The following is a 23,266-nucleotide window of genomic DNA, read 5'->3' on the forward strand; positions in this document are numbered from 1 at the left end:
CCATGTTCCGTGAGGCGGGTGGGGCGGATTTTGAGGGCGTGATGCGGTTGTACCGGCACTTGCATCCGGCGGATGCGGTGCCGGATGGTGCGCGGGCTCGGGTGGTGTTCGACGAGATCGTGCGGACGCCGGGGACGCGGTTGTACGTGCTCGAGGAGGCCGGCGAGCTGGTGGCGACGACGTACTTGAACCTGGTGCCGAACTTGTCGCGGGGGCTGCGGCCGTACGGCGTCGTCGAGAACGTGGTGGTGGACGAGGGACGGCGGGGTTGTGGGCTGGGTAAGGCCGTGATGGCCGGGACGCTGGCGGCGGCGTGGGAGTTCGGGTGCTACAAGGTGATGCTGCTGACCGGGTCGCGGCGGGAGTCCACGCACGGGTTCTATCGGGCGTGCGGATTCTCGGGGGACGCGAAGTTCGGGTTCGTGGCGCACGCTGCGTCGTGAGGTTTGGAGGATTGGGCAAGGGGTGGGGGGTATTGGTCTAAGGGATCCGTTCGGTGCGGGATGTACTGGAGGTAGTAGCTGACCGCAACGGATTGGGAGATAGAGGATCATGCAGGTTGCCGTGATTACGGGTGGGAGTTCGGGGATCGGGCAGGCGGCGGCGGTGGAGGTCGCCAAGCGTGGGGTGGGGGTGATCCTCACGTATCACGGGAGTGCTGAGCGGGGGCTGGAGACAGCGGCGCGGATCGAGAAGGACGGCGGGACGGCGGTGGCGCTGCGGCTCGATGTGAGCAGCCAGGGAGCGCTCTCCGGTTTCCGGGACGCGATCTCGGGCGTGTTGCGCGAGCGGTGGGATCGCGACACGTTCGACTTCCTGGTCAACAACGCGGGGGTCGGGCAGGGGCCGGTGCCGTTCGAGGAGACGACCGAAGAGCTGTTCGACCAGATGGTCGGCGTCCATCTGAAGGGGCCGTACTTCCTCACGCAGAGTCTGTTGCCGCTGATGACGGACGGCGGCGCGGTCGTCTTCACCACCAGCTCGTCCGGCCTGCTCAGCTCGCGACCCTCGCCCGGCTACTCCGTCTACGGCAGCGTCAAGGGCGCCCAGGTCGTCCTGACCCGGTACCTCGCCAAGGAGCTGAGCGCCCGCGGCATCCGCGTGAACGCCGTCGCCCCCGGAGTCACCCGGACCCGCCTCGGCGGCGACGCCTTCGCCCAGTACCCCGAGCTCATCCCGCCCATCGCGGCCGCCACCGCCCTCGGCCGGATCGGCGAATCCGAGGACGTCGCCGCGATCATCGCCTTCCTGCTCTCCCCCGAGGCCGGCTGGATCACCGCCCAAACCCTCGAAGCCTCCGGCGGCTACGACCTCTGACCCGAACCGCGCCGCCGGGGCTGATCCACCCCGGCGGCGCCAATTCTCAGCCCGGCCAGGTATCACCCCAGGCCGCCCGCCGCGCCGCGCGATAGCCCGGCGCGGATTTGGCGATGACCGTCCGCCGACGCTCACCACCAGGCGTGCACAGATCGAGGACCACGCGGGACTTCGGCATCGCCGGCCGGCTGAGGATCCGCGCATCGGCGTCCCCGGCCGGCGCGCGCGTCGCGACCAGATAGCTGAACTTCTCGTCCTCGAAGTTCCGCGTCGCGTCCTTCAGCCTGCGGTGCAGCTCGGTCCGAGCCAGCCGGACGGCGAAGTGGCACCAATCGGGGTCGCTCAGCGGACAAACCAGCTGATGCGCGCACGGCGCGGCAATCGAGAAGCCACGCCGCAGGAGCTGGTCGCGAGCCTGCAGGAGAATGCCGTGACTCCGTGGCGTACCGGGCTCGACGATCACGACGGTGCTCGCGGCCGACGCAGCCTGATCGACGACGGTACGCCGGGCGGCAGCCGACAGCTCATTGAGGACATATGCGGCGGTCACGAGATCGACCCGCTCCGACCACGTCCAGCGCCGGAGATCGGCCGCCGTCCAAGCTGCCCGGACCGACGAGCCGTCCATGAGCCGTCGCCCCAGAGCGATCGCGGCCGGCGAACGCTCCAGGACTTCGGTTCGGATCGTCGGCCAGATCGAATGCGCCGCCCAGGCCGCGGCGCCGGTGCCACCGCCCAGATCCAGGTGGGTCGAGACGCGGCCAAGGTGGTGAGCGGCGGCTCGGAGAGCGCTCTCGGCGGCCTGATACGTGGCAGGCATCCGGACCGCGGCGTAGGCGAGACAATCGAGGTCGTCACGAAAGGTCGGCGCCTCGGCGGCCCGGTAGCGGGTGGAAAGGTCGGCGAAGCGGGCGCGGAGGGCGTCGTGGTTGACGCCGCTGAGGGCGCGCAGCAGCGCGGTGTGTAGCTCGGCGGACATGCGGAGACTCCGGTTCGGTCGGCACGGGTGCGCCAGGGCGCACGGAACCCGCGGCCTGAGCCGCGACGCGCCAACCGGTCCGGAGAAGTCAGGCTGTCAGTGAACAGCCGAGCAGGAGGAGCTGGCACGGAACCGAGTCGCCATGCAAACCATGAGTCACCTCCTGGGACGCTGCCGTCACAGCAGCTCAGCACGCACTTTAGCCAGGCGGCGCCGTCCGCGCTGGGAATTTTGGGCCGGGGTGCAACCGATGTGGTGTACCGATTGTCGTGGAGGTGACAAGACGAACTCGGAGGGCTGATGGACGACGAGCGGCTGCGGGAGCTGTACGAGGGCTGCTACGGGCGGCTGATCGGGCAGATGTTCGCTGTCTGCGGTGATCTCGCCGAGGCGGAGGACGTCGTCCAGGAGGCATTCGTGCTGGCGTTGACGAAGCGGCGGCAGCTGGGCCAGGTGGACAACCCGGAGGCCTGGTTGCGGACGATCGCGCTCAATCTGGCCCGGAACAGGTTCCGCCGGACAGTGCGGCTTCGGCAGTTGCTGCGGCTGCAGCCGAGGCCGGTCACGCTGCCTGGACTGTCGCCGGACCGGATCGCCCTGGTCGACGCCTTACGACGGCTGTCGCTGGACCAGCGCGAAGCGATCGCGCTGCGGCACATCGCGGATCTGTCCGTCCGGGAGATCGCCGAGACGCTCGGCATCCCGGAGGGCACGGTGAAGGCCCGGCTGAGCCGCGGCCGACAGCGACTGGCACCCCTCGTCCACGAGTTCGCCGATGACCCGCAGACGGAGGAACACCATGTCTGAACTGAAGGATCTCGCCTGGCAGGCGCAGAACCAGTCCCCGCCGCCGGCGCTCGACACGCTGCTCAAGCGAAGCCGAACCCGCATCCGGCGCCGCCGCGCGGTGGCTGTTGCGACGAGCCTGGTCGCGATCGCCGTACCGGCCGTCGTGGTGCTGAGCCAGCAGGATCGTGAGGTCGCGCCGGACCCGGCGACCCTCGCCGTCCGCCCGCGGACCGGGCACGAGCTCGCACACTCGGCCGACGCACAGCTGGTCAACATCCTGCCGCTGTCCGGCGGGAAGTGGGTCGCCCTGTGGAACCGCTGCCGCGCGGAGAGCCCGGAAGAGGCCCCGGTCTGCTGGTCGACGATGGCGTACAAGTCGGCGTCCGGTGTCGAGTTCACCGAACCGGCCGACGACTTCCCCGTCCTCGACCAGCACGGCGACCTGACCTACGGCTTCCGCAACGTGCACGACAATCTGAAGAACCGGCGGCTCATCACCTTCGAGAACGGACGGCCGATCGAGCGTCCGCTGACCATCTCCGGGACGACGACCGCGATCGGCGCCGGGCTGATCATCACCCTGGACAACAAGCTCCTGGTGGTCGACCCGCGGACCGGGCGCGCGAAAGGACTGCAGCTGCCCGCGGATCTGGCCGGACCGAGCCGCTATCGGCACGACTCGACCGGCCGCTGGTGGCTGGTCAAGAACCGGATGCTCGCCTGGACGGCGGACGGCCGGACCTGGACCCGGCAGCTGATCACCACCAAACAGTCCTGGACGGACGCGTTCAGCCTCGACGGCCGCACGATCCTCCTGCACGACCAGACCGACCCGCAGAAGGGCACCGGCAGCTACCAGCGCTCCCGGGACAGCGGCAAGACGTGGGAGACGATTCAGGAGCCGAACAAGTGGGTGCTCCAGTTCGAGGCCGTGTTCAACGACGGGACCGGGCTGATCACGGACATCACGTACCGCAACGCCGTCACCACCGGCTTGTACCGAATCGCTGCGGACGGCGCCATCGGCACCGACTCACAGACGAAGTACGCGCTCGGATCGATCGAAAGCCACGGCGACACCGTCGTCGGCTTGGTCGAAGGACCGGCCATCACCTCCCCGAGCCCCGTACCTACCGGAACCCCGACTCCCCTGCCGCCGACGCCGGAGCCGATCCGCAAGGTCGCTCTCAGCACCAACCGCGGCGTCGACTGGCAGCTGTTCGAGCCGCGCTGAACCGGCTCACCGCCCCTCGATCGTGCACACACAGGCCCGATTGCCCTGCGCGTCCGCCACGACGGTGAACGACGGCTCCTCGTCGTAGACGACCGCCCCACCAGCGGCCACGGCCGCCGCGATCCGGGCGGGCGCCAGGGCAATCGGCAGCCACAGGTCGAAGTGGAACCGCTGGCGGGGCGGGTCGTGCGGCGTTGTCTTCTGGAACCAGAGATTCGGCGTACTGCCAGTCGGGTCGCCGACCTCGCCATGGTGGTAGTTGGCCGCATCACCGGTGAGCAGGGCGGCCCAGAACGGACCGATCTCGTCGGGGTCGGCCGTGTCCAGACCGGTCTCGAGCTGGACGATCCCGCCTGGATCGGCCCGCAGACCCCGGTCGGCCGCGGCCGCGCTGATCTGCCGGGCGAGATCGACATCGAGCTGCGTGACCGACGGCCAGCTCTGCTCGGCGCCGTCCGCGCCGCGATGGACGGCGCCCGGCGTGACGAGCCGGACGTCGACGAACGCCGCGGTCACCCGGACCTCGGGCTCATGCGCACCGGCCAGCTCGCCGACGACCTGGGCGAAGCCGGCCCCGGCCGCGAACGAGCCGACCAGGAATCGGGCGTGCAAGGCCTGGGCGAGTTTGCTCCAGTCGGCCAGGCCGGCCGCCTGAATCGCCTGCACCGTCAACATTTCCATCTCTCCGGCTCCCCACTTCTCGCTTGCCAGCAGGCTAGAACCCGCCACCGACACTCTGTGCGCCTCCCCGGTACCCGCCATCCGTGGTAGATCTTCTGACGGCCCGCCCGCCCACGTGATCGGAGCACCATGTACCGACGGCTCGTCCTGAAGTTGTCCGGACAGGCAATCGCCGGAGGTGACGACTTCGGGTTCGACAGCGCGCGGCTCACGCACCTGGCCAACGAGGTGATCGCCTTACGCGCCACCGGCGTCCAGGTCGCGGTGATCGTCGGCGGCGGGAACGTGTTCCGCGGCAACCGCGCCGAGGACTGGGGTATCGACCGGGTCGAGGCCGACAACATCGGCATGCTCGGCACGGTCATCAACGCCGTCCTCCTGCGCGGCCGGCTCGCGGCGCTCGGCGCGCACGGCGTCCGGCTGATGACGGCCGTCCCGATCAACAACCTGGCCGAGCCGTACATCCGGCTGCGCGCGCTCCGGCACCTGGAGAAGGGCTCGATCATCGTCCTTGCCGGAGGCAACGGCCAGCCGTTCACCACCACCGACTACCCCGCCGTCCAGCGCGCCGTCGAGCTCGAGGCCGACGCCCTGCTCGTCGCCAAGAACGGCACCGACGGCGTCTACGACGCCGACCCGAACAAATCCCCCGGCGCCAAACGCTTCGACCACCTCGGCTACCAGGACGTCATCGACCGCGGCCTCGGCGTCATGGACCAGTCCGCCTTCATCCTCGCCCGCGACCACCGCCTCCCCCTCCACGTCTTCGACATCGACCGCCCCTCCGCCGCCGCCGCAATCAGCACCGGCACCCCCATCGGCACCCTCATCAACTAACCACTTCGGCGCGGATCCGCTCCACATGCGCTGCGAACCAGTCCCCACCGGCGACCAGCTCGGCGCGAAGCGCGGTCAGCGACCAAACGATGCGGTAGTGGGACAGGCGCCGGTTCAGCGCCGGCGTCGTCTGCAAGCCGTAGGCTGCGAGCGCCAACTCCGGGTCAGTCGTCATCGTCAGCCGGGCGATGTCGTACAGCGGATCGCCGTAGCAGGCGTCATCCCAGTCGATGATCGCGGTCAGGACGCCGTCGGCCGCGTACAGGTGGCGAGGATGCAGATCGCCGTGCAGCAGGGACGGCGGCACGGCAGCGAGCTCGTTGACGGACGGCGTCAGCACTCGCCGGAGCCGGTCGATCAGCGCTTCCCCGAGGTGATCGACCAGCACGTCCAGCCCGGCAAGCAACTGATGGAGCCGGCCCGCCCAGTCGGCATTCGCGTCATGCAACTCGTGCAGGCGGCGCAGGTGCCGTACTGCCTGGGCCAGAACGTCGGGATCGACAGAAGGGGTCCCGGTGACCTCGGCCGTGATCAGGTAGCGCCCGGTCGCCGCGAGAACGATCGGCACCGGTACGCCGACGCCGCGGGCCTGCTCGAGCGCGTGCGTCTCGGCCGCGATCGCCGGACCGGACTTGAGGTAGCCGACCTGACCGGAGGCCGCTCGCAAGCGGTAGGTCTGGTTGCCAGCGAAACCCTGGACGGGTTCGGTGGCGTGAATCGGGCCGAGGACGGCGGCGGCGTACAACGTGGCTTCGGTCAGGTGCACAGGACTCCGTGGACGACGGTGGCGCCCAGATCGTCGTCCACGATGGTCTCGGCGGTCAGGCTCTGGGTGGCGAGGATGGATTGGGCGAGTGGCGCTTGTCGGGCGCTGGTCTCGGTGAAGAGGTGGCCGCCGGGGGCCAGCCATGCCGCCGCTTCGGCGGCTACTTGGCGGAGGAGGGTGAGGCCGTCGGGGCCGCCGTCGAGGGTGACACGTGGTTCGTGCAGGCGTGCTTCGGGTGGGAGGAGCGCGATCTCGTCGGTGGGGACGTAGGGGACGTTGGCCAGGAGGATGTCGATGCGGCCGCGGAGGTGGGTGGGGAGGGCGGCGTACAGGTCGCCTTGGTGGACGCGGCCGCCGTAGGGGGTGAGGTTGCGTTGGGCGCAGGCGACCGCGGCCGGATCGAGGTCGGCGGCGTAGAGGGTGACGTCGCGCTCGGCCGCGATGGCGGCGCCGAGGGCGCCGGAGCCGCAGGCCAGGTCGACGACTACCGCGTTGGGCGCGGTGAACCGCAACGCCTCGGCGATCAGGAACTCGGTACGCCGGCGTGGGATGAAGACGCCGGGGTCGACGGCGATCCGCAGGCCGCGGAACTCCGCCCACCCCAGCACGTATTCGAGTGGCTCGCCGGCGACCCGGCGTTCGATCATCGCCTCGAGCTCGGCCGCGTCTCGCGCGGTTTCGGTGAGCAGCGCGGCCTCGTCCTCGGCGAAGACGCAACCGGCGGCGCGCAACCGATCGGCAACCTCGGACATAGGCCTCCTTCGGGAGGAAGGGAAAGCCGGCGAGTCGCGGGATGAGCGCACGGGGCCTGAGTTTAGTCGCGCCGAGTACGCCGGCCGGGCGCGCGCTGCTCGGGTCAGGCGAAGGCGTTTTCCCCGGTCAGCTCGGCGGAGATCGCCCAGAGGCGGGCGGCCGAGTCGGGGTCGACGGCGTACGGGCGGACGCCGGGGGCGTCGTCGGTCGAGACGCGGGCCACCTCGCAGTCCTCGAGGAAGACGCCGCCGTGTCCGGCCAGCTTCGGGGAGGTCGCGGCCCAGACCTGGGTGGCGGCGCCTTGCTCGGGCGACTTGAACTCGGGGTTCAGCGAGTTGCCGTCGGCATCGATCCAGCCGAAGCCGACCATCTCGTCGCGGGTCAGGTGCCGCTGCAGCGGCGTCAGGATTCCGCCGGGGTGCAAGGCGAACGCGCGGACGCCGGAGTCCTTGCCGAGGGCATCGAGCTGGACGGCGAACAGGATATTGGCCGTCTTCGCCTGGCCGTACGCCTCCCACTTGTCGTAGCCCTGGGCAAACTCGAGGTCGTCCCAGCGGATGTCCGAGCGTCGGTGCCCACTCGACGACACCGAGATCACCCGGCCGCCGCCGTCCGCGACGAGCGCCGGCCAGAGCCGATTGATCAGCGCGAAGTGGCCGAGGTGGTTGGTCGCGAACTGCACCTCCCAGCCCGGACCGACCCGGGTCTCCGGCGCGGCCATGATCCCGGCGTTGTCGATCACGATGTCGACGCCCCGGCCGGAGGCGAGGAACCGGTCCGCGAACACGCGCACACTCGCCAGATCGCCGAGATCCAGCTCGTCGAGCTCAACGCCGGAGATCCCAGAGAGCGCTTCCTCGGCCGTTTCTCGGCGGCGGGCCGGGACGACGACGTGCGCGCCCGCCTTGGTCAGGGCGCGGGTGGTCTCCAGGCCGAGGCCGGAATAGCCGCCGGTGACGATCGCGAGTTTGCCGGTGAGGTCGAGACCGTCGAGGACGTCGTCCGCGGTGCTGTCCGCCCCGAAGCCGGAGCCGATCGGTTGCTGTGCAGTCATGGTTCGAACCTATGAGCTAGAGCGCGCTCTAAGTCAAGGCGGCGGTCAGGCGCTGCAGCGCCGGGTTCGGGTTGTCGGGGCTCCAGCAGGCGTGCAGCGTCACCGAGTGCGCGTCAGCCGGATCGAGCTCGCGATAGGTCACGCCTTCGACGCGCATCGCCTTGATCGACCGCGGAATCAGCGCGCACCCCAGGCCCGCCCGGACGAGCGCGAGCATCGTCGGCACCTGCGAGGCGAGCTGGCTGACGGCGTACCGGTCCATCCCGATCATCGCGGCGCAGATGTCGTGCAGGTACTGCGATCCCTCCGGGCTGTAGCCGATGTAGTCGTCAGTGGCATCGGCGAGCGTGACCGGCGCGGAGCCGACGGCGAGCCGGTGGCTGGTCGGGACCGCGAGCACCAGATCCTCGGAGTGCACGAGCACGGACGCGAACTGCGCCGGGATCGGCGGCCGGACCAGCCCGATGTCGATCTCCAGCTTGGCCAGCGCCTCGAACTGCGCCGGGCTCACCAGCTCGGTCAGCTCCGCGGTCACAGCCGGCGCGTGCTTCCCGACCGTGGTCAGAAAGTCGGCCAGGACGGCGTACGCGCCGATCGCGGTGAACGCGATTCGCAGCGTCCCGGTATGCCCGTCGGCCGCCCGCCGCGCCGCCTCGGGAGCGACTTCGAGCAGCGCCAGAACGCGGCGGGAATGCTCCAGGAAAGCGCTCCCGGCTGCGGTCAGCCGGACGCCTCGACCGGTGCGGTCGAAGAGGCGGACGTCGAGAGAGCGCTCCAGGCCCTGGATCTGCCGGGTCAGCGGCGGCTGGGTGAGATTCAGCCGCTGGGCCGCACGGCCGTAGTGCAGTTCCTCGGCGACGGCGACGAAGCCGCGCAGTTGCTGGAGCGAGAGATCCATACCGGCACGGTATCGGTTCATGCGAAATCGGGCTTGGACCTGCATAACGGAAAACGCCTACCGTCGGAGCACCGACGAGTTGAGGGAGTTACCCGGTGCCGGATTCCAGGCTGAGACTTGCTGCGCTGATGTCGCCCGCGCGGGCCGCCGATGTGGTGGACGCCGCGACGCGCCGACTGCTCGACGAGCGGTTCGAGGTGGTGTGGGCGTCCGAGCAGCACCTGCGCGGCGCCGACTCCCCCGCCAAACCCGCCGCACTCGACCCAGCCGCGCTCGGCGAGCTGACCGCGGGCGCCGACGTCCTGCTGACGAGCTGGGGGACGCCGACGCTCGGCAAAGAGCTGTGGACGGGCGGCGCCGGGCCGAAGGTCGTCGCGCATGCGGCCGGCACGGTGAAGAACCTGATCGACCCGTCGATCCTCGACGCAGGGGTCGCGGTGTTCTCGGCCGGGCCGCGGATCGCCTGGTCGGTCGGCGAGTACTGCCTGGCGGCGATGCTCACGCTGGCACGGCGACTCCCCCGGTTCGACGGGGCGATCCGCGCGGGTGGGTGGAAGCAGAGCGCGTTCCGCGGGCACGAGCTGGCCGGAGCCAAGGTCGGAATCGTCGGCGCGAGCAGCACCGCGCGGGCGCTGATCACGCTGCTCAAGCCGTTCGGCTGCGACATCGTCGTCTACGACCCGTACCTGAGCGCGGAGCGGGCAGCCGAGCTCGGCGTCCGGACGGCGTCCCTCGGAGAGACCGTAGAGAGCGCTTTCTTGACGATCCACGTGCCGAACGTGCCCGAGACCAAAGGCATGATCACGCGCGAGCTGATCGCCGCCATCCCCGACGGGGCCGTCGTCGTCAACTCCTCCCGCGGACCGGCCGTCGATCAGCAGGCGCTCCTCGAACACACCCGCAACGGCCGCCTGTACGCCGCGCTCGACGTCTACGACCCCGAACCGCCGAGCTTCGGAGAGAGCGTTCTCCGGACCGAGAACCTCCTGCTGACCCCGCACATCGCCGGCGACACCACCGAAGGTCACCTGGCCCTCGCCGGCTACGTCCTGCGCGACGCCCTCAGCTGGCTCGACACGGGCGCCCGAGGGCCAAGCTTCGTCGACCCGGCCACCTGGTCGATCGCCGCCTGAGAGGACGACCCGATGACGGAAAGCGGTGGCGAGGTGGCAGGGCGAGTCGGGAGCGGGGCTCGGATTCGGTCGGTCGAGGTGTTCGCGGTTGCGGTGCCGTTCGCGCGGCGATTCGTGTTGGGGAGCGGGACGGTGGGGGCGCCGGATACGAAACCTGATCAGGCGTCGGCGGTGGTGTTCGTGAAGCTGACCACCGAGGACGGGATTGTCGGGTGGGGAGAGCAGAGAGCGCTCCCTAGCTGGAGCTACGAGACCGCCGAGACGATGGCCGTGGTGATCGAGCGGCATTTGAGGCCGATCCTGCTGGAGCTGACGCCGTTCGATGTCGAGCTGTTCCACCAGCGGGCGGCGAAACGGCTGAGCCCGGCAGTGTCGAACGGGTTTCCGTTCGCGCGGGCCGCGGTTGACGTCGCCATGCACGACGCGGCCGGGAAACTGGCCGGAGTGCCGGTGCACGCGTTACTCGGCGGGAAGACGACCGACGAGATCCCGCTCTGTTCCGCGATCGGGGTCGGCGACCCCGACACCGTGCGCGAACACGCGATCCAATCCGCGGACTACACGGCGTACAAGGTGAAGATCGGCGGCGATCCGGACGCCGATGCCGCCGCGATCCGCACGGTCGCCGAGGTGGCCGGCGGCAAGCCGATCTGGCTCGACGCCAACCAGTCGTACCGCCCGAGCGCGCTTCGGCACCTGCTCGACCGAACCAGCGACATCCGCACGATTCATTGCGTCGAGCAACCAGTTCCGAGCACCGACACGCTCGCGATGCAGCGACTGCGCGGCCTCATCGACCTGCCGATCGCGATCGACGAGGGCAGTTTCTCCGCCCAGGACCTGGCCCGCGTGATCCGCCTGGACGCCGCGGACCTCGTCGTGGTCAAGGTCTGCAAGTCCGGCGGGCTGCGGAACGCGCTGAAGACCGCTCAGACAGCGCTCTCCGGCGGTCTCGAGATTCTCGCGAGCGGGCTCACGGACTGCGGGATCGCGTTCGCCGCCGCGCTGCACGTGTTCAGCCAGCTCGAGCTCGCGCTGCCCGCCGAGCTCAACGGTCCCGAGCTGCTGGCCGATCTGTATGTCGAGGGATTGACGATCACCAAGGCCGTCGCGACGGTCCCCACCGCCCCGGGCCTGGGCGTTCAGGTCGACGAGGAGCGTATCCGCGCCGAGTCGATCGACCTCGCCTTCCACTGAAGTGACACCGAGGAGAGCCATGCCAGCAAAGCTGTCCCGCCGCAGCTTTCTCGAACTCACCGGACTGGCCGGCCTGGGGGCGGCCGTCACCGGTTGCTCGACCGGCCCGCCGGCCGGCGCCGCGACCTGGGCGATGTGGTCGAGCAGCGCGGCCGAGAAGAAGGTCTGGGACGACTTCAGCGCGTACGTCGAGCAGCAGCTCGGCGTGGCGTCGTACCCGACCCTGACGCCGTCCAGCGGCTACCCGACCAAACTCGACCTGCAGCTGGTCAGCGGGACGGCGAGCCTGGTCACCGCGCTCAACGGCACCCTGATCCCGACCTACGCCGCGCGCGGCGCGCACCGCCCGCTCGACGATCTGATCGCCGCCGACCCGGACTTCCGGCTCGACGACTTCTACCCGACCAGCCGCCGGCTCTCCAGCTTCAACGGCAAGACCTACGCGATCGGCTTCGACGTCGCACCGACCGTCCTCTACTACAACAAGACGCTGCTGGAGAAACAGGGAATCGCTCTCCCGTCACCCACCGAGCCGATGCCATGGGCAACCTTCCGCGAGCTCGCCCGGCAGCTCACCACCGATCGCCAGTACGGCTTCACCTGCGCGCCGGCCATCGACGACCTGGTCTCCTGGATCTACTGCGCCGGCGGCAACGTGATGAACGACGCCGCCGATCGCAGTACCCTCGGCGCCCCCGAGGCGATGGAGGCGCTGCAGTTCGCGATCGGGCTGTTCGTGAAGGACAAGGTCACGCCGCCGATCAAGAACCTGGTCACCGAGAGCTCGCTGGCCAACTTCCTCCAGGGCAACGTCGCGTTCATGCAGAACGGGCCGTGGCAGGTCGTCAACGTCCGCAAGGCCAAATTCGACTGGGACATCGTCCCGTTCCCGGCCGGGGCCGCCGGGAGCACTCCGCGGGTGTCCGGGTCCAGCTTCGCCATTCCATCGGGGGTTCGCGAGGGCGCTCAGCTCGACCTCGCGTGGAAGCTGCTCAAGACCCTGACCAGCACCGGCGCGCTCGACATCTACGCCAAGGCCGGCCGCAACAATCCGGCCCGGCTGAGCGCGGGGAGCGCGTTCACGCCACCGCCGGACAACCTCGGCGTCGTCCAGGACATCCTCGCGGGCAGGGTGGCCGGCGGGCACGCGTTCGACGTGACGACGAACTGGAACCAGGTCAAGCAGCTGCTCGGTCAGGATCTCCCCCGCACGTTCCTCGGGCAGGTCCCGGTCGCCGAGACGGTCGCCGGCCTCACGCCCCGCCTCGACATCCTGATGCGTCAGCACCAGGACAACGTCCGCCAAGCCACCGCCCGGAAGGGGTGACGACGATGGCCATCGACACCGTGCAACGCCCGACCGCCGCGACCACCCCGGCGCCGCAGAAGCCGACCCCGCGCTGGCGCAACCGCGAGTCGCTGACCGCGTGGCTGTTCATCCTGCCCAGCCTGATCGGCTTCCTGATCTTCACCGCCGGACCGGTCGTCGCGGCCGGTGTCATCTCGCTGCTGAACTGGAACCTGTTCAGCCCGCCGCAGTGGGCCGGACTGCGCAACTTCGCCCGCCTCGGCCCGGACCCGACCTTCTGGTCCGCGCTCGGCAACACGGCGTACTTCACCCTCGTCAGCGTCCCGCTCACGATCCTCGTGAGCCTGGCCCTGGCCCTCCTGCTCAACCAGGGTCTGCGCCGGGTCGCCGTCTTCCGCTCGCTCCTCCTGTTGCCCTACGCAACCATCACGGTAGCGGTCGCGTTCGTCTGGATCTGGCTCTACATCCCGCACGACGGCCTGGTGAACGCCGTGCTCGGCCTGATCGGCATCGACGGCCCGGCCTGGCTCATCTCGGACGCCTGGGCGATGCCCGCGCTGATCCTGATGAGCGTCTGGAAGAGCTTCGGCTTCGGCATGGTGGTCTTCCTGGCCGGCCTGCAGGCCATCCCGCAACAGCTCTACGAGGCGGCCCGCGTCGACGGCACCTCACCGTGGCAGACGTTCCGCAACATCACGCTGCCGATGCTGTCCCCCGCGCTGTTCTTCGTGATCGTGACCTCGATCATCGGCTCGTTCCAGGTCTTCGACCAGGCCCTCATCATGACCAACGGCGGCCCGGGCACCCGGACGACGACGCTCGTCATGTACATCTACCGGACCGGCTTCGAGAACTACGACCAGGGGTACGCCGCCGCCCAGTCGCTGGTGCTGTTCGCGTTCATCGTGCTCATCACCGCCGCCCAGTTCACCTTCCAGCGGAAGCTGGTGCACTATGACAACTGACCTCAGGCACAAGCTGGTCGTCTTCACCTGTTTCGCCGTCACCGCGCTGACGCTGACGCCGGTCGTGATGATGATGCTGGTCGCGTTCCAGTCCGACACCGAGTCGATGGCCGCGACGCCGTCCTTCTGGCCGAGCAGCTGGCACCCGGAGAACCTGACTCGCGCGTTCGACCTCGTCCCGCTCGGCAAGTATCTGCTCAACACGGTGTACTTCGCCGCCGGGACGACGCTGCTCGAGACCGTCACGGCCGCACTCGCGGCGTACGCGTTCGCCCGGCTCGACTTCCCCGGGCGGAGCTGGCTGTTCGGGATCTACCTGGCCACGCTGATGATCCCGTCCCAGGTGACGCTGATCCCGCAGTTCGTGCTGGTCGCGAAGCTGCACGGGATCGACACCTGGCCGGGCATGATCCTGCCGCACGCGTTCACCGCGATCGGGGTCTTCCTGCTCCGGCAGTTCTTTCTCGGCATCCCGCGCGACTACGAGGAGGCCGCCCGGCTGGACGGCGCCAATCGGTGGCAGGCGTTCGTCCGGGTGATCGTCCCGCTGGCCGTGCCGGCGATCGCGACGCTCGCGGTCTTCAAGTTCATCGGTCAGTGGAACAACTTGTTGTGGCCGCTGATCATCTCCAACAGCGATGCGACGCGGACGGCGTCCGTCGGGCTGCAGGTCTTCCAGGACACCAACGGCACCCAGTGGAACCTGCTGCTGATGGCCGCGACCGTCACCACGGTGCCGTTGGTCGTCTTGTTCTTCCTGACGCAGCGCTGGTTCGTCCGAGGTATCACGATGAGTGGGCTGGGAGGCCGCTGAATGAGCTACTTGTGGTCCGTCTTCACCAAGCCGTGGGCAGGGCTGCCCGGCGCCGAGCTGGGCCGGCTGGTCGCCGGGCTCGGGTTCGCCGGCGCCGAGGTACCGGTGCGGGATTCGGCGTACGTCACCACCGCGAGTGTCGAGGCCGAGCTGCCGGGATTCGTGAAGCAGCTGCGCGCGGAGGGGGTCGAGCCGATCAGTGTGGCGAGCGATCTGAGTGAGCCGGTCTTCCGGGCCTGTGCGGAAGCGGGCGTGCCGATGATCCGGATCATGGCGCCACTCGGCTCCGACAGCTATGCCGAGGGCGTCCGGCGGAATCGCGCGCAATTGGAGGACGCCGTCGTCCTGGCCGAGCGGTACGACGTCCAGGTCGGGGTGCAGCCCCATCACGGCCGGTTCGTGACGTCGACGCTCGGCGTCCTGCAGCTGCTCGACGGCTTGCCGGAGCGGTACAAGCTGGTCTGGGACGCCGCACACGACGCGCTGGCCGGGGACGACCCCGCGACGACGATCGAGCTCGGCGCGGATCGGCTCGGCATCGTCAACCTGAAGAACGCGCAGTACGTGCGGACGGCCGACGGCTGGAAGACCCACTTCGGTCAGGCCGACGAGGGCCTCGCCGATTGGGACGCCGTCCACGCGGCGCTCACCCGGGTCGGCTTCAGCGGACCGGTCTGCTTGACCGGTCAGTACTCCGACCTCAGCATCCCGGTCGAAGAACGCGTCCACAAAGATCTGCGCACGGCTGTCACATCGTGGGGCCGGCCTCCGTCGAGGGAGTGAACACCCCCTACGGAACCAGGAGCACCACCATGACCGAGCGTCTGACCAACCCCGTCGCGATCCTGCCGGACGCCATGAAGGGCATCCAGAACATCTTCAAGGCCATCCACTCCTCCGGGACGTCGGGCACGGTGCTGGAGCTGGTGCACCTGCGGGCCAGCCAGATCAACGGCTGCGCGCCCTGCGTGTACGGCGGGATCAAGTCGGCACTCAAGAACGGGGAGACCGACGAGCGCCTGCACCAGGTCGTGGCCTGGCGCGACACCGACCTGTTCACGGACGCCGAACGCGCCGCGCTCGCGCTGATCGAGGAGGCCACCCGGATCGCCGATCGCGCCGAGGCGGTCGCCGATCCGACCTGGGCGGCCGCGGCCGAGCACTTCGACGAGCGCGAACTCTCCGCGATCATCTTGATGATCGGCCTGACCAACATGTTCAACCGCATCAACGCCACCACCCGCGCCAAGGCCGGCGCGACCTGGTGAACTCGTAACCCCCGCGGGGGACCTCGGCAGGGACTTGCCGGCCTCAGCTCGGCGTTGGGACCTGAGACCGGCGAGTCACTGATTCAGCCCAGCAGGGTGGACCGTCGGTTCCGGCCGGGGTCGCTGGTTGCGAGGGTGACGCCACCTGAGGGCGGTTCGTCGCCCATCCCTCGGCCACCCCGGACGTACACGGTCGCGCCTCGCTCGGGCGCCGGGGCGCCGTCGTCGAGCCGCAGCGTGGTCGTCAGGCCGCTACTCAGCCTGAGCAGTGCCACGCGTCGCGGACGCACCGACGGGATCGACGAGGTCACCTCGTGGATGCCGGTGCAAACCGCTGGTTGGATCGAAGCCCGTCCGAGTCCTCCGTTGCCGTGACTCCTCACATCACGGCACTGCTCGGCGAGCCTTGTCATCGCTGACACGGATCCCCCTTCTTCTCGTCGTTACTACCCCCGAGTGGCGGATGGCGCGACCGTGGGCGTTTTGCGCACGGCCGCACACTCCCCCGTCCTTCCCGCACCCGGAAACGACGCGGAAGTGATCCGTGAAGCCTTGCTGAGAGTGACGACGTTTTCAAGGGATGGTGACAGGTTTCCCAGGTTCCGGAACTGCTGTCCAGGACAGGAAATGCTTGCGCCATCACGTAATCGTTCAAATACTCACTGTCCGCCAAATCCTGTGGTAGCGATGCCCTTGATGATCTGGCGCTGGAAGAACAGGAACACCAGCACCAGTGGAAGCGCTGCCAGGATCGCGGAGGCCATGTTCTGCGCGTACTGCAGCCCGTAAGCGCTCTTCACGGTCTGCAAGCCGACCGGCAGCGTCATCAGTTCCGCGTCGGTGGTCACGATGAACGGCCAGAGGAAGTTGTTCCATGCACCGATGAAGACGAAGATCGCCACCGCCGCGAGGATCGGGCGTGACAAAGGCAACACGATCGACCAGAACACCCGTAACCGGTTCGCGCCGTCCACCCGGGCGGCGTCCTCCAGCTCGACCGGGATCTGATCGAAGAACCGCTTGAGAATCAGCACCATCGCGGGTGCGAACGCCTGCGGCAGGATGATGCCCCAATAGGTGTCGACCAGGTTGAACGACAGCATCTGGCGGAACAGCGGCACGATCAGCAACTGCGGCGGGATGATGATCGCGGCAATGATCGCCGCGTACAGCCAGCGCCGTCCGGTGAAGCCGATCCGCGAGAACGCATAGCCGGCCAGCGCTGACGTGGCCACGGTGATCAGCGTGATCGCGACCGAGGTGATCAGGCTGTTCCACGCCCAGGCCGGGATGTCGCCGGCCGCCAGCACCTTGCGGTAGGCATCGAACCCGAGCCCGTCCGGCGGGTTCAGGCTGATGGACGACGCACCGGCGTCCGCCTCACTCTTCAGCGAGGTCAGCACCGCCCAGGCGAACGGCACCAGCCAGGTCGCGGCCAGGACCGCCAGCACCAGCAGGGCAACCATCCGCGAGACACTCCACGGGTTCTCCCCCGGCTTGTGCCGCTGTTTGATCCCACGCGACAACGTCTGGCTATTCATGCGGCGCTCCGGTTGCGGTTGATCAGCTTGTACTGCGCGAGCGACACCAGCACGATGATCGCGAAGAACAGGTACGAGATGGCCGACGAGTAGCCGAACCGGTAGCCGGTGAAGCCGGACTCGTAGATGTACTGGACGATCGAGCGCGTCGATCCGGCCGGCCCGCCGTTGGTCAGCATGTAAATCTGGTCGAAGACCTTCAGCGACGCGAGAACCTGCAGCGTCAGGATCAGCCCGGTCGTCGGCGCAAGCTGCGGGATCACGATCGCGAACAGCTGCCGCCACTTGCCGGCGCCGTCGATCGCCGCGGCCTCGAACTGCTGCTCGGGGATGTTCTGCAACGCGGCCAGGTAGAGCAGGAAGTTGAAGCCGATCGTCCACCACAGCGTGGTGACGACGACCGAGATCATCGCGACGTTCGGATCCTGCAGCCAGGCCACCGGCGCGATGCCGAACTCGGCCAGGACGCCGTTGATCAGCCCCAGTTTCGGGTTGTACATCCAGGACCAGAACATCACGACGACGGTCGAGGCGAGCAGGTACGGCAGGAAGAACGACAGCCGCCACAGCCAGCGCCCCGGCAGGCCGAGGTTCACCAGCAGCGCGAACGCCAGCGACAGGACGACGAGCGGCACGGTGCTCAGCAGCGTGAACCACAACGTGTTCCCGAGAGAGCGCCACATGTCCGGGTCGGTCAGCGCCTCGGCGTAGTTCGAGAAACCGAGCAGCTCACCACCCTTACCGGTCAGGGACTCGCCGGTGAAACTCAGATACAGGCCGTAGATCGCCGGGACGACGAGGAACAGCACGAACAGGACGGCGAACGGCGCCGCGAACGCCCAGCCCGTGAGGCTCTCGTTGCGCCGGCCGAGGGTGGTCGACATCTACTGGCCTCCTCAGACCGGTTGCGGGCGGTCGAGCAGCACGTTGAGCCGCTGCACGAATCCCTTGAACCCAGCGGCCGGATCGCCGCTGCCCAGGAACACGTTCTGGACGTTCTCGGCGAAGTACCGATGGAAGTCGCTCCCGGCGCCGCCGAACCAGGCATCGGGGTCGTAGTTCACGTACGCCGGGATGCCGGCGTAGTTCGACTGCGGCTTCAGCGCCTGGTACTCCGCGCTCTGCACGACCGGCTGGTACGCCGGAATGTGGCCGGCGCCGGCCCATTTCACTGACCGCTTCAGTACCTCCGCGACCAGCTGATAGGTGTGCCGCCGCCGCTCCGGGTCGGTCTTCGACTGCCGCGGCAGCACGAACGTATGGGAGTCGGCGTACGCAGCGTCCGTCCCGAACAACGTTGGAATCGGCCGCGCGTCGAAGGGCAGCTTCGAATCCTTCAGGACCGGCAGCTCCCACACCCCGCCGAACAGCATGCCGCTCTCACCGTGCAGAAATTCACTCGTCGCCGTTCCACCGTCGCCGGCTTTCGTGGCGATCGTGTCGTCCAGCAACGACTGGACGAACTGCAACGCCTTCACCGCCGCGGCCTCGTCGACCTGGGCCTGCTGCCCCGGGACGAGTTTCATCTCCGCGTTCTGCTGGCGGTACAGCGTGTAGAACAGCCGCCACATCTGTGAGCCGTCGCCGAGATACCCGTACGACAAGCCGTGCTTGCCGGTCACCTTCTGCAACTTGAGCGCCACCTCGGTGAATTCCTCGGGTGACTTCATCGTCTGCAGTGCGTCCGTGACACCGGCCTTCTGAGCGTGGTCGGTGTTGTAGTAGAGGACGAACGGGTGCGTGTCGAGCGCGATCGAGTACAGCTTCCCGTCGTACACGCCCTTCTGCCAGACCAGCGGCGGGAAGTCCCGCTCGTGGACGCCGACCTCGGCCAGCAGCTCCAGGTCCCACGGCTCCAGCAGGCCGCCCGGCGCGTAACCCGCGATCCGCGACGCGTGCATGATCGCGAGATCCGGCGCCCGGCCGCCGGCCGAGGCCATCGCCAGTTTGGTGTAGTACGGCGGGCCCCACGCGAGCACGGTCTGCGTCGCGCGGAAGCCGAGGCCGAGACCGTTGACGGCGTCCACCAGGCCGGCCATCACGATCCCGTCGCCACCGGTCATCAGGTGCCAATAGCTGAGGTCGGCGGCCGATCGGGCCGCACCGGGCGCACATCCCAGCAGCAGGCCGCCGCCGGCGACCGCGGCCGCCGATCCGAGCAGCCGGCGCCGCGAGAACTGCCGTTCCAACGCACTCATCCGAGTCTCCTTCGCAGGGCCCCTGCAGGATTACATCGTTAGAATCCGTTGACAAGAGAAATCTGTTTGTTTTTGCGGGAAAGTGTCGATCGGTGAGCGAACGTGGACTAGCGCGGGCGCTGGGTGCTCGCGCGCTCGATGATGCGGTGCGGGATCAGGACGCGTCGCGGGGTGGCGGCCTGGTCGGTCATCCGCTCGCCCAGGAGGTCCAGGGCGGCGGCGACGAAAGCGCGCCGGTCGAAGTCGACCGTCGTCAGCGGCGGGATCATGAACTGGCTGTCGGCGATGTTGTCGAAGCCGGCCACGAGGGTCTGCTCCGGGACGCCGACGCCCGCGGCCCAGAGCGCCGACAGCGCGCCGGACGCGAGGGTGTCGGTGAAGCAGAAGAACGCGTCGGGCAGCTCGTGCTCGGCGAGGAACCGGCTGACCACCTTCGTCGCGCCCTCGGGCCGCCACCGGTCCAGGCCCAGCTCCAGCGCCGGGTCGGGCGCGATCCCGGCCTCGGCGAGCGCCTCGTGGTAGCCCGCGGTCCGCAGCCGCGAAGCCGCCGTACCGGGGCCTTCCGCCGCTCCCGCGAGGACGCCGGCGCCACTCGAGCCGCGCGGGATCTCCGGCGTCCCGAGGGCGGCGATCCGGCGGCAGCCGCTGGCGATCAGGTGCCGGGTCATGTCGCGGGCGGCCGCGTGGTTGTCGATCGCGACCTGGCTGACCATGTCCTGGTCGACGTCCCCGATCAGGACGACGGGCGGCAGCGGCCCAGCGGTCAGGACGGCGCTGTCGTCGAGGTTGACCGGGTTAAGGATCAGGCCGTCGACGAGGTACGCGCGCGCCTTCGACAACAACTCGAATTCGCGCTTGGGCTCGGCCGCGGTCTGCTCGATCTGGACTCCCCAGCCGCGCTCGTGGGCCAGCTCGACGACGAGGTGGACGACCTCGGCGGAGTACGGGCGGAGCAGGTCCGGCAGGGCCAGCGCGATCATGCCCGAGCGGCCGTTGCGCAGGCCGCGGGCGCTCATGTTCGGCACGTAGTCGAGCTCGGCCAGCGCCTGCTCGACCCGGGCGCGGGTCTCCGGCCGGACGAACACCACACCGTTGATGACGTTCGACACGGTTTTCGGGGACACCCCGGCCAGTTTCGCTACGTCCTTCACGGTGGCTCGCACCCGGACATTCTCACACCTTCACGTCGGTGTTGAAGCTTTCGGCGCAACGTGCAGGCTGCGGATTCAGGACAAGTTGGTACGAATGGTTCAATGAGACGATTCAAGGATGCTTGCCGACAGCCATGACGTGATCGAAGTCCGGGGCGCCCGCGAGAACAACCTCGCCGGAGTGTCGCTGGATATCCCCAAACGCCGTCTGACCGTCTTCACCGGAGTCTCCGGCTCCGGGAAATCCTCGCTCGTGTTCGACACGATCGCCGCCGAGTCGCAGCGGCTGATCAACGAGACCTACACCGCCTTCATCCAGAACTTCATGCCCAGTCTGGCCCGTCCGGACGTCGACGCGCTACAGAACCTGTCCGCCGCGATCATCGTCGACCAGGAGCGGATCGGCGCCAACTCGCGCTCGACGGTCGGCACCGCGACCGACGCCCACACCATGTTGCGGGTGCTGTTCAGCCGGGCCGGGACGCCGAACCCCGGGCCGCCGTCCGCGTTCAGCTTCAACCGCGCCGAGGGGATGTGCCCGGCCTGCGGCGGCCTCGGCCGCACCACCGAGCTGGACGTCGACCAGCTCGTCGACCGCGAGCTGAGCCTCAACCAGGGCGCGATCACCGCGCCCGGCTACGCCGTCGACACCTGGTGGTGGCAGGCGTTCGCGAAGTCCGGGCTGTTCGACCCCGACCTGCCGCTGCGTGACTACCCGGCCGAGACCTGGCAGCAGTTCCTGCACCAGGAGCCGACCAAGATCAAACTCGGCAAGGTCTCGATGACGTTCGAGGGGCTGGTCTCGAAGATCAAGCGCCAGTACGTCGGCAAGGACATCGACGCGATGCAGAGCCAGGCGCGCGCGTTCGCCGAGCGCGCGGTCACCCAGGACATCTGCTCCGAGTGCGGCGGCACCCGGCTGAACGAGGCCGCCCGCTCGGTGACCGTGAAGGGTCTGACGATCGGCGACTGCTCGTCGATGCAGATCAGCGACCTGGCCGACTTCGTCGCCGGGCTCGACGACCCCTCCGTCGGCCCGGTCCTCGAGGGGCTGCAGCAGACGCTCGGCTCGATGGTCACGATCGGCCTGGGGTACCTGAGCCTCGACCGCGAGTCGGGCACGCTGTCCGGCGGCGAGGCGCAGCGGGTGAAGCTGGTCCGGCATCTGGGTTCGAGTCTGAGCGATGTCACCTACGTGTTCGACGAGCCGACCGTCGGGCTGCACCCGCACGACATCCAGCGGATGAACGACCTGCTGATCCAGCTCCGGGACAAGGGCAACACCGTGCTGGTCGTCGAGCACAAACCCGAGACGATCCGGATCGCCGACCACGTCGTCGACCTCGGCCCGGGCGCGGGGACGGCCGGCGGGCGGCTGTGTTACGCGGGTGATCTGGACGGTTTGAAGAAGTCCGGGACGCTGACCGGCCGCTACCTCGACCATCGGGTGCCGGTTCGGGACGACGTCCGCCGTCCGACCGGGAAGCTCGCGATCGAGAACGCGACCCTGCACAACCTGCGCGATGTCAGCGTCGACATCCCGACCGGGGTGCTGACGGTGATCACCGGGGTGGCCGGCTCCGGGAAGAGTTCACTCGTGCACGGCTCGCTGGCCGGTCGGCCGGGTGTGATCGTGGCCGGGCAGGACCCGATCCGCGGATCGAAGCGGAGCAATCCGGCGACGTACACCGGTCTGCTCGACCCGATCCGGGCCGAGTTCGCGAAGGCGAACGGGGTGAAGCCTGGTCTGTTCAGCGCGAACTCGGTCGGCGCCTGCCCGGCCTGCAAGGGCATCGGGCTGACCTACACCGATCTGGCCATGATGGCCGAGGTCGCGTCGGTCTGCGAGGTCTGCAACGGCGCCCGGTTCACCGCCGAGGTGCTCGCCTACCAGCTGCGCGGCAAGAACATCAGCGAAGTACTGCGGATGACGGTCGCCGAGGCGCGCGAGTTCTTCACCAAGGGGCCGGCCCGGGCGATCCTCGACCGGTTGTCCACGGTCGGCCTGGGCTACATCGGCCTCGGCCAGCCGTTGACCACCCTGTCCGGAGGTGAGCGGCAGCGCATCAAGCTGGCGATCAACATGGGGAAGAGCGGTTCGATCTACATCCTCGACGAGCCGACGACCGGCCTGCACCTGGCCGACGTCGACCGGCTGCTCGCGATGCTCGACGCCCTCGTGGACGACGGCAACACGGTGATCGTCATCGAGCACCACCTGGCCGTGATGGCGCACGCCGACTGGCTGATCGACGTCGGCCCAGGCGCCGGCCACGACGGCGGCCAGGTCGTCTTCACCGGCACCCCCGCCGACCTCGTCGAGAGCAGCCCGACCCTCACCGCCGAACACCTCCGCGAGTACGTCCGGCAGTGAGCGTCGAA

Annotated in this window: 24 protein-coding genes; 13 read left to right on the forward strand and 11 right to left on the reverse strand. The window is 68.8% G+C overall.

Annotation, left to right across the window (positions count from 1 at the left end; all coding sequences use genetic code 11):
* Nucleotides 1–2 precede the first annotated feature (2 nt).
* Entirely contained in the window at nucleotides 3–443 is a 441-nt protein-coding gene (locus ACZ6ZD_RS28915; protein WP_465677070.1) for a GNAT family N-acetyltransferase, read from the forward strand.
* Between the two features lie 109 nt (nucleotides 444–552).
* Nucleotides 553–1,317 carry an SDR family NAD(P)-dependent oxidoreductase gene (locus ACZ6ZD_RS28920; protein WP_465677071.1) on the forward strand — a complete coding sequence of 255 codons (765 nt, stop codon included), beginning with the start codon at nucleotides 553–555 and terminating at the stop codon, nucleotides 1,315–1,317.
* A gap of 46 nt (nucleotides 1,318–1,363) precedes the next feature.
* Here the strand turns inward: ACZ6ZD_RS28920 and ACZ6ZD_RS28925 are convergent, their stop codons facing one another.
* Entirely contained in the window at nucleotides 1,364–2,296 is a 933-nt protein-coding gene (locus ACZ6ZD_RS28925) for a small ribosomal subunit Rsm22 family protein (RefSeq protein WP_465677072.1), read from the reverse strand.
* A gap of 300 nt (nucleotides 2,297–2,596) precedes the next feature.
* On the opposite strand from ACZ6ZD_RS28925, the gene ACZ6ZD_RS28930 reads away from it, so the two are divergent.
* Nucleotides 2,597–3,103, forward strand: a complete 507-nt coding sequence (locus tag ACZ6ZD_RS28930; protein ID WP_465677073.1) for an RNA polymerase sigma factor — start codon at nucleotides 2,597–2,599, stop codon at nucleotides 3,101–3,103.
* A complete protein-coding gene (locus ACZ6ZD_RS28935) occupies nucleotides 3,096–4,319 on the forward strand; it encodes a hypothetical protein (RefSeq protein ID WP_465677074.1) in 1,224 nt (407 codons plus the stop codon). The genes ACZ6ZD_RS28930 and ACZ6ZD_RS28935 overlap by 8 nt, the downstream gene beginning before the upstream one ends.
* Nucleotides 4,320–4,325: 6 nt before the next feature.
* Here ACZ6ZD_RS28935 and ACZ6ZD_RS28940 read toward each other — a convergent pair whose 3' ends face one another.
* On the reverse strand, nucleotides 4,326–5,000 hold the full coding sequence (locus ACZ6ZD_RS28940; protein ID WP_465677075.1) for a VOC family protein: 675 nt from the start codon (nucleotides 4,998–5,000) through the stop codon (nucleotides 4,326–4,328).
* Between the two features lie 129 nt (nucleotides 5,001–5,129).
* Here ACZ6ZD_RS28940 and pyrH point away from each other — a divergent pair, with 129 nt between their 5' ends.
* A complete protein-coding gene (gene pyrH, locus ACZ6ZD_RS28945) occupies nucleotides 5,130–5,837 on the forward strand; it encodes a UMP kinase (RefSeq protein WP_465677076.1) in 708 nt (235 codons plus the stop codon).
* On the opposite strand, the gene ACZ6ZD_RS28950 is transcribed toward pyrH, so the two are convergent.
* The 4 genes from ACZ6ZD_RS28950 to ACZ6ZD_RS28965 all read right to left on the reverse strand — a co-directional run bounded on the left by ACZ6ZD_RS28950 (nucleotide 5,830) and on the right by ACZ6ZD_RS28965 (nucleotide 9,308).
* Nucleotides 5,830–6,603 carry a phosphotransferase family protein gene (locus ACZ6ZD_RS28950; protein WP_465677077.1) on the reverse strand — a complete coding sequence of 258 codons (774 nt, stop codon included), beginning with the start codon at nucleotides 6,601–6,603 and terminating at the stop codon, nucleotides 5,830–5,832. The genes pyrH and ACZ6ZD_RS28950 overlap by 8 nt on opposite strands.
* Complete coding sequence (locus ACZ6ZD_RS28955) at nucleotides 6,594–7,355, reverse strand: putative protein N(5)-glutamine methyltransferase (protein WP_465677078.1); 762 nt, start codon at nucleotides 7,353–7,355, stop codon at nucleotides 6,594–6,596. Before ACZ6ZD_RS28955 ends, ACZ6ZD_RS28950 begins: the two co-directional genes overlap by 10 nt.
* Nucleotides 7,356–7,459: 104 nt before the next feature.
* Complete coding sequence (locus ACZ6ZD_RS28960) at nucleotides 7,460–8,410, reverse strand: SDR family NAD(P)-dependent oxidoreductase (RefSeq protein ID WP_465677079.1); 951 nt, start codon at nucleotides 8,408–8,410, stop codon at nucleotides 7,460–7,462.
* A gap of 28 nt (nucleotides 8,411–8,438) precedes the next feature.
* The gene (locus ACZ6ZD_RS28965; RefSeq protein WP_465677080.1) at nucleotides 8,439–9,308 is read right to left on the reverse strand and encodes a LysR substrate-binding domain-containing protein; all 870 of its coding nucleotides are present in this window, start codon (nucleotides 9,306–9,308) and stop codon (nucleotides 8,439–8,441) included.
* 95 nt (nucleotides 9,309–9,403) lie between these two features.
* On the opposite strand from ACZ6ZD_RS28965, the gene ACZ6ZD_RS28970 reads away from it, so the two are divergent.
* The 7 genes from ACZ6ZD_RS28970 to ACZ6ZD_RS29000 are packed head-to-tail and all read left to right on the forward strand — an operon-like array spanning nucleotide 9,404 to nucleotide 15,994.
* Nucleotides 9,404–10,441, forward strand: coding sequence for a hydroxyacid dehydrogenase (locus ACZ6ZD_RS28970; RefSeq protein ID WP_465677081.1), 1,038 nt, complete (start codon nucleotides 9,404–9,406; stop codon nucleotides 10,439–10,441).
* 12 nt (nucleotides 10,442–10,453) lie between these two features.
* Entirely contained in the window at nucleotides 10,454–11,638 is a 1,185-nt protein-coding gene (locus tag ACZ6ZD_RS28975; RefSeq protein WP_465677082.1) for a mandelate racemase/muconate lactonizing enzyme family protein, read from the forward strand.
* A gap of 19 nt (nucleotides 11,639–11,657) precedes the next feature.
* Entirely contained in the window at nucleotides 11,658–12,965 is a 1,308-nt protein-coding gene (locus ACZ6ZD_RS28980) for an ABC transporter substrate-binding protein (protein ID WP_465677083.1), read from the forward strand.
* 5 nt (nucleotides 12,966–12,970) lie between these two features.
* Nucleotides 12,971–13,912 carry a carbohydrate ABC transporter permease gene (locus ACZ6ZD_RS28985; protein WP_465677084.1) on the forward strand — a complete coding sequence of 314 codons (942 nt, stop codon included), beginning with the start codon at nucleotides 12,971–12,973 and terminating at the stop codon, nucleotides 13,910–13,912.
* Nucleotides 13,902–14,726 carry a carbohydrate ABC transporter permease gene (locus tag ACZ6ZD_RS28990; protein ID WP_465677085.1) on the forward strand — a complete coding sequence of 275 codons (825 nt, stop codon included), beginning with the start codon at nucleotides 13,902–13,904 and terminating at the stop codon, nucleotides 14,724–14,726. The genes ACZ6ZD_RS28985 and ACZ6ZD_RS28990 overlap by 11 nt, the downstream gene beginning before the upstream one ends.
* A complete protein-coding gene (locus ACZ6ZD_RS28995; protein ID WP_465677086.1) occupies nucleotides 14,727–15,509 on the forward strand; it encodes a sugar phosphate isomerase/epimerase family protein in 783 nt (260 codons plus the stop codon).
* A gap of 29 nt (nucleotides 15,510–15,538) precedes the next feature.
* Nucleotides 15,539–15,994, forward strand: coding sequence for a carboxymuconolactone decarboxylase family protein (locus tag ACZ6ZD_RS29000; RefSeq protein ID WP_465677087.1), 456 nt, complete (start codon nucleotides 15,539–15,541; stop codon nucleotides 15,992–15,994).
* Between the two features lie 83 nt (nucleotides 15,995–16,077).
* On the opposite strand, the gene ACZ6ZD_RS29005 is transcribed toward ACZ6ZD_RS29000, so the two are convergent.
* The 5 genes from ACZ6ZD_RS29005 to ACZ6ZD_RS29025 form a co-directional block, all read right to left on the reverse strand.
* Nucleotides 16,078–16,269 (reverse strand): hypothetical protein, encoded by a 192-nt coding sequence (locus ACZ6ZD_RS29005; protein ID WP_465677088.1) that lies wholly within the window; start codon nucleotides 16,267–16,269, stop codon nucleotides 16,078–16,080.
* A gap of 384 nt (nucleotides 16,270–16,653) precedes the next feature.
* Complete coding sequence (locus ACZ6ZD_RS29010; RefSeq protein WP_465677089.1) at nucleotides 16,654–17,535, reverse strand: carbohydrate ABC transporter permease; 882 nt, start codon at nucleotides 17,533–17,535, stop codon at nucleotides 16,654–16,656.
* Nucleotides 17,532–18,419 (reverse strand): carbohydrate ABC transporter permease, encoded by an 888-nt coding sequence (locus ACZ6ZD_RS29015; RefSeq protein WP_465677090.1) that lies wholly within the window; start codon nucleotides 18,417–18,419, stop codon nucleotides 17,532–17,534. Before ACZ6ZD_RS29015 ends, ACZ6ZD_RS29010 begins: the two co-directional genes overlap by 4 nt.
* A gap of 12 nt (nucleotides 18,420–18,431) precedes the next feature.
* Complete coding sequence (locus tag ACZ6ZD_RS29020) at nucleotides 18,432–19,733, reverse strand: extracellular solute-binding protein (protein ID WP_465677091.1); 1,302 nt, start codon at nucleotides 19,731–19,733, stop codon at nucleotides 18,432–18,434.
* Nucleotides 19,734–19,840: 107 nt separating this feature from the next.
* The gene (locus ACZ6ZD_RS29025; RefSeq protein ID WP_465677092.1) at nucleotides 19,841–20,896 is read right to left on the reverse strand and encodes a LacI family DNA-binding transcriptional regulator; all 1,056 of its coding nucleotides are present in this window, start codon (nucleotides 20,894–20,896) and stop codon (nucleotides 19,841–19,843) included.
* 106 nt (nucleotides 20,897–21,002) lie between these two features.
* Between ACZ6ZD_RS29025 and ACZ6ZD_RS29030 the strand changes: the two genes are divergently transcribed.
* A complete protein-coding gene (locus ACZ6ZD_RS29030; RefSeq protein WP_465677093.1) occupies nucleotides 21,003–23,258 on the forward strand; it encodes an ATP-binding cassette domain-containing protein in 2,256 nt (751 codons plus the stop codon).
* The last annotated feature ends 8 nt before the right edge of the window (nucleotides 23,259–23,266 follow it).

The sequence above is a fragment of the Kribbella sp. NPDC104218 genome (assembly GCF_055584105.1).